Origin of the sequence: Arenibacter sp. 6A1, assembly GCF_012272855.1 — a bacterium.
Classification (GTDB): domain Bacteria; phylum Bacteroidota; class Bacteroidia; order Flavobacteriales; family Flavobacteriaceae; genus Arenibacter.
Genome location: NZ_JAAXCQ010000027.1, coordinates 26510 through 32715, shown reverse-complemented (window position 1 = coordinate 32715; position 6206 = coordinate 26510). Strand labels below are relative to the sequence as shown.

Here is a 6206-nt window from a genome sequence, read left to right as displayed (position 1 = left end):
TACTCATGCCGGTAAAAAGTAGATGGAAAATTCAAAATACCGAACCTGAAAAAAATATAGGGCAACTCAATTTAATGCTCAATTAAAAAAACGGGGGATGGCTAATTTAGTTAATCCTGTAAACTCTAGTGCGTTTACGATATCATTGAAGAATACGTGTCCGGTTCTATAATCGGCAACGGCGTATAGGCTCCAATTTTTATACCTAAGATTAGTGTTAAGACCAACGATATAATCTGGGGTAGTCTTTCCTTGTATTTGGTTTTGGCTGTCTTGGATTGGGTCCCCATCATCTCCTACTATCACTCTGCCCTGTGGGTCTCTTAGGTAAGCGGTAGTTTTAATCTGTGGGTAAGACTCGCCAACTTTTGCTATAATTTGAGCTGTAGAGAATCCTCCAATGTCCAATTCGTCTACTCCTTCTGCCAAGCTTATAACCTTGGATTTATATCCGGAATAGTTAACTCCCATGTCCCACATGAAATCTGTAGATCTCAATATGGTTCCTTTTAAGTCTAATTCCAAACCTTTGTTCTCAATTTCCCCGATGTTAATTAAGCTACTAGAAGCACCAGAAGCCAATGACACGTTTACAGGGATGATCTGATCGGTTGAATTGGTTTTATAGGCTGTTGCATTTAAGTTTAACCTGCTTCTAAACATACTTAATTCTATCCCTGCTTCCGTAGAAGTTGTAAACTCCGGATTTAAGTTAGGATCTGGATCTCTAGAAGATTGTGATAATCCAACCGTAGTTCCGTAAGGGAAATTGCCTGGGGCAAAAAATGTTCCTGCTGTGGCATAAATTCCTGGGTCATTACCAGTTTTAGTAACGTTAACGTTTGCTTTAAGATAGTTAATTCCGCTATCACCAACCAAACCTGGGAAGGCATCTGTAGCTACGAAAGATAATCCGGCTCCTGGGTAAAAGAAAGATCTGTTATCTTCAGGAAGGGTAGAAGACCAGTCATTTCTGGCGGTAACGTTTAAGAAAAGGTAGTTCTTAAAGCCCAAGGTCCAGTCAGCATATACTCCAATCTTACGGTATAGTTCCGATTCCTCAAAACCTCCAAGATCACCAGTTCTGGTAGATACATTGTAGAAATCTGGAATAATAAGATCACTTCCATCTACACCTATTTCTTTAAAGGTGGTAAGTCTTGTGTTTGTACCTAATGTAAGGTTTGTTGAAAAAGTTTCAGAGATATCCTTGTCGAATTTCAATAGGAAGTCATTGTTAAACCTTGCGGTGTTGCTCATCCTATCTGCGGTTCTTGCACCATACTCATCGATTTCAGAATAAACATCCTGAAGGTGGAAGGCATAGGTGAATGCGCCAAATTCTCTCTTAAAAGATTCTGTTCCTCCGGTATACCCTGTGTTTAACGAGGCTGTTAGCCAATCGGTTATTGTGTAGTCTACACTGGTCAGGATATTGAATTCTTGATAATCGGTTTTTTCCCTTTGAGTATCTACAATGAAATAAGGGTTTTCGTAGAAACGGAAGAAAGACACTTCGTTTCTAGTAAAGGTACCGGTCCTCCAGTTTTTTAGTTCTTCCATTGGAAGGTGTAAAGGAGTGTTCAAAATGTTCCAATATACAGGTCTATTTTGGCGACCACCATTTCCTACTAAGTTGGCGTGTGATCTAAAGAAAGATAAGTTCCCGCCTACTTTTAAACGGTTGAATTCTCTAGAAGCCTTTAGTCTAACATTGGTTCTGTTATACTTGTCATTGGGAACAGTACCTGTAGTATTGGTTTGGTCAATGGAAAGAAGGAAGTCTCCCATATCATCACCACCGCTCAAAGTAATTCCATGTCGTGCGGTAGATCCTGTGTTAAAGAAATTCTTGTGATTATCTTTTATTGGGGTATATGGCACTTGCCATACACTTCCATCATCCAAAGTTTCACTTGCGTCAATCATTCGGCCATCGTAGCGAGGTCCCCAAGCCACGTTTTCTAAAGGCCAAAGAGTTCCGTCAGGAAATCCACCTACACCAAATTGGTCCTGTAGTTCTGGTAAATAAGCTACGGTTTCTACTTGGTAAGATGTGGAATAAGTGGCAGCAAGTTTCCCTTTACCTTTTTTAGTAGTAATAAGAACAACTCCGTTGGCAGCATCAGATCCATAAAGGGCAGAAGCATTTGCTCCCTTCAGTACGGAAATGTTATCAATGTCGTTTGGGTTAATACGGTCTAAAACTCCTCTAGCGGAAGGAAATCCATCTACTACGATAAGAGCCTGGTTATTACCCAATAAAGATCGGTTACCTCTTAAAACAACCCTTGTTGTTGGGTTGGCTCCGTTGTTAACGGTGTTAATCTGAAGTCCCGATACTTTACCAACCATGGCAGTAGCAACGTTTACAGCCTTTGTTTTGGTAACTTCATCACTATCCAGTTTAGAAACCGAATAAGAAAGTTCTCTAGGCTTTCTTTCAATACCCAAGGCCGTTACAACGACTTCTTCAAGGGCTTGGGCATCTTCCTGCATAGAGAGGTTAATGATGTTTCCCGAGCCTATCGGCATCGATACTGTTTTTTGTCCTACATAAGTAAAGACAAGGGTTTGGCCTACGGCTCCTCTAATGGTATAGTTTCCATCAAAATCCGTTTGAGTTCCCGTTGTGGTGCCTTTCACAAGGATATTCACTCCTGGGAGCGGTAAATTATCCTGGTCCGTGACCGTCCCGGAAATCGTTTTCTCTTGTGCAAACGACAGTTGCACAACTAACGCTAAGAATAGCGTAAGAATTCCATTTAATTTTGTTTTCATTTTTATTTATTTGAATTAGCTGTAGGCAAAATACTTAAATAAATGTTAATGCGCCAAATAATAATTAAGAATAATTTATGATTACTGTTAGAAATAAAACTTTAGGGGTCTTTTTTGTGTGTTAGCAGAAAGGGGTTGATAGTGTGAATATTAAAGGTTGAAATAAATATATAAGAGGGTTTCTGTGGCCTATATAGGCAAATCTGTTTGTTAAAGAATTAAGAAGAAATACGAGCAGTCTTAAAATAGAGGAGAGGGAAAGGGGGAAATGGCTGGTAGGTATTTTCCTTTTAAATAAATAAAAAACATAAAAAAAAGGTGATAAGGTTTGAATTATAGCGAATTAAGATTATATTTGCCGACCCTTAAAAAGAAGGGTTAAGTTTTATTATACATAAATTAGTATGCCAACAATTTCACAATTAGTACGAAAAGGAAGAGCCACAATTACTAAGAAGAGTAAATCGGCTGCTTTGGAATCGTGTCCTCAAAGAAGAGGTGTATGTACTCGTGTTTATACTACTACTCCTAAAAAACCAAACTCTGCAATGCGTAAAGTTGCAAGGGTTAGGTTGACAAATGGAAAAGAAGTGAACGCGTACATCCCAGGTGAGGGTCACAATTTACAGGAGCACTCGATAGTATTAGTAAGAGGCGGAAGGGTAAAAGATTTGCCAGGTGTTAGATACCACATCGTTAGAGGAGCTTTGGACACCGCAGGTGTTGCAGGTAGAACTCAACGTAGGTCTAAATATGGTGCAAAACGCCCTAAGAAGTAAATTAAACTTTTTAAAGAGAAGAAATGAGAAAAAAGCAGGCAAAAAAGAGACCCCTTTTACCGGATCCAAGGTTTAATGATCAACTGGTAACACGTTTTGTTAACATGATGATGTGGGATGGTAAAAAGTCAATCGCCTTTAAGGTGTTCTACGATGCAATTGATATCGTAGAAGAGAAAAAAACAGACGAGGAAAAATCAGCTTTAGAGTTGTGGAAAGATGCCTTGTCTAATGTAATGCCTCACGTAGAGGTAAGGAGTAGAAGAGTAGGAGGAGCTACTTTTCAGATTCCAATGCAAATTAGACCAGATCGTAAGATTTCAACTGCGATGAAGTGGCTTATCAGCTACTCTCGTAAGAGAAATGAGAAAGCTATGTCGCAAAAATTAGCGGCAGAAATTTTAGCTGCTTCTAAAGAAGAAGGTGCTGCGGTTAAGAAAAGAGTAGATACTCATAAAATGGCGGAAGCAAATAAAGCTTTCTCTCACTTTAGATTTTAATAAGCAGAAATGGCAAGAGATTTAAAATTAACAAGAAATATAGGTATTGCGGCACATATTGATGCTGGAAAAACAACAACTACCGAACGTATTCTTTTTTACACGGGTGTAAACCATAAGATTGGTGAGACTCATGAAGGTTCTGCAACAATGGACTGGATGGAGCAGGAGCAGGAAAGAGGTATTACTATTACTTCTGCTGCTACTACTTGTGATTGGCAGTTCCCGATTGAAAACGGGCAGGTGCAGGAGGATACGAAAGGATATCACTTTAATATTATTGATACTCCTGGTCACGTTGATTTTACAGTTGAAGTAAACCGTTCTTTAAGAGTTCTTGATGGGTTGGTGTTTCTTTTTAGTGCTGTTGATGGTGTTGAGCCTCAGTCTGAGACTAACTGGAGATTAGCTGATAATTACAAGGTGCCACGTATTGGTTTCGTTAATAAGATGGACCGTCAGGGATCTAACTTTTTAATGGTGAACAATCAGGTGAAAGAAATGTTGGGATCCAATGCGGTGCCAATCGTTTTGCCTATTGGAGATGAAGCAGATTTTAAAGGAATCGTTGATCTTGTAAAGAATAGGGCTATTGTTTGGCATGATGAAAACTTCGGAACTACTTTCGATGTTGTTGAGATTCCTGCTGATATGAAAGAAGAGGTTAAGGAATACAGGGCTAAGCTTATTGAAGCTGTAGCTGAGTATGACGAGACTTTGATGGAAAAGTTCTTTGAAGATGAAGAGTCTATTTCAGAAGATGAGATCCACGCTGCTCTAAGGGCTGCGGTTATGGATATGAGTATCATCCCTATGGTTTGTGGTTCTTCGTTTAAAAATAAAGGTGTTCAGTTCTTGTTGGATGCAGTATGTAGATACTTGCCTTCTCCAATGGATAAAGATGCTATTATTGGAACAAATCCTGAAACAGGAGAAGAGGAAAAGCGTAAGCCAGATGTAAAGGAGCCTTTTGCTGCTTTGGCATTTAAAATTGCTACCGATCCTTTTGTTGGTCGTTTGGCGTTCTTTAGAGCATATTCTGGACGTTTAGATGCTGGTTCTTATATCTTGAACAACCGTTCTGGTAAGAAAGAAAGAATTTCTCGTATCTATCAAATGCATTCTAATAAGCAAAATGCTATCGATTTTATCGAAGCTGGAGATATTGGTGCAGCTGTTGGATTTAAAGATATTAAAACAGGAGATACTATGTCTTCTGAAAAGCACCCAATTGTATTGGAGAGTATGGATTTCCCAGATCCGGTAATTGGTATCGCTGTAGAGCCTAAGACTAAGGTTGATATGGATAAGTTAGGTATGGCCTTGAGTAAATTGGCCGAGGAAGATCCTACTTTCCAGGTGAAGACCGATGAGGCTTCAGGACAGACTATTATTTCTGGAATGGGTGAGCTTCACTTAGATATTATTGTTGACCGTTTAAGACGTGAGTTTAAGGTTGAAGTAAATCAAGGTGAGCCACAAGTGGAGTACAAAGAAGCTGTTACTAAAACTGCTGCTCATAGAGAAGTTTATAAGAAACAATCTGGTGGTCGTGGTAAATTTGGTGATATTGTCTTTGAATTAGGGCCTGCTGATGATGATTTCGTTGGAACTGGATTACAGTTTGTCGATGAGATTAAAGGTGGTCGTATTCCGAAAGAATTTATCGGACCTGTTGAAAAAGGATTTAAAGAGGCGATGAAAGCTGGACCATTGGCTGGTTATGAGATGGATCGTATGAAGGTTGTTCTTAAGGATGGTTCTTTCCACCCTGTGGATTCTGACGGACTTTCTTTCGAATTAGCTGCTAGAATGGGGTATAAAGCTGCCGGTAAAGCTGCAGGTGCTGTTATAATGGAACCTATCATGAAATTGGAGGTATTGACTCCAGAAGAAAACATGGGTGATATTGTAGGTGACCTTAACCGAAGAAGAGGAACTATTACCAATATGGATGATAGAGCCGGATCTAAAGTTGTAAAAGGTACTGTGCCACTTTCAGAAATGTTTGGATATGTTACTTCTTTAAGAACCTTGTCTTCTGGTAGAGCAACTTCTACAATGGAATTCTCGCACTATGCCGAAACTCCATCAAATATCTCAGAAGAGGTAATTAAAAAAGCTAAAGGTTTAACAGCGTAATCGT

General features: G+C 39.3%; 4 protein-coding genes. 3 read left to right on the top strand and 1 reads right to left on the bottom strand.

What is annotated here, in order from left to right:
- Positions 1 to 78: 78 nt before the first annotated feature.
- Positions 79 to 2781 (bottom strand): SusC/RagA family TonB-linked outer membrane protein, encoded by a 2703-nt coding sequence (locus tag HCG49_RS17725; protein ID WP_168470821.1) that lies wholly within the window; start codon positions 2779 to 2781, stop codon positions 79 to 81.
- Positions 2782 to 3185: 404 nt separating this feature from the next.
- Here HCG49_RS17725 and rpsL point away from each other — a divergent pair, with 404 nt between their 5' ends.
- From rpsL to fusA, 3 genes are read left to right on the top strand one after another with little or no spacing between them, the layout of a single operon-like run.
- The gene (gene rpsL / locus HCG49_RS17720; RefSeq protein ID WP_072763916.1) at positions 3186 to 3560 is read left to right on the top strand and encodes a 30S ribosomal protein S12; all 375 of its coding nucleotides are present in this window, start codon (positions 3186 to 3188) and stop codon (positions 3558 to 3560) included.
- Between the two features lie 23 nt (positions 3561 to 3583).
- Positions 3584 to 4060, top strand: coding sequence for a 30S ribosomal protein S7 (gene rpsG / locus HCG49_RS17715; RefSeq protein ID WP_168470820.1), 477 nt, complete (start codon positions 3584 to 3586; stop codon positions 4058 to 4060).
- Between the two features lie 9 nt (positions 4061 to 4069).
- Positions 4070 to 6202: an elongation factor G gene (gene fusA / locus HCG49_RS17710; RefSeq protein ID WP_168470819.1), complete on the top strand. Its 2133-nt coding sequence runs from the start codon at positions 4070 to 4072 to the stop codon at positions 6200 to 6202.
- Positions 6203 to 6206: the final 4 nt, after the last annotated feature.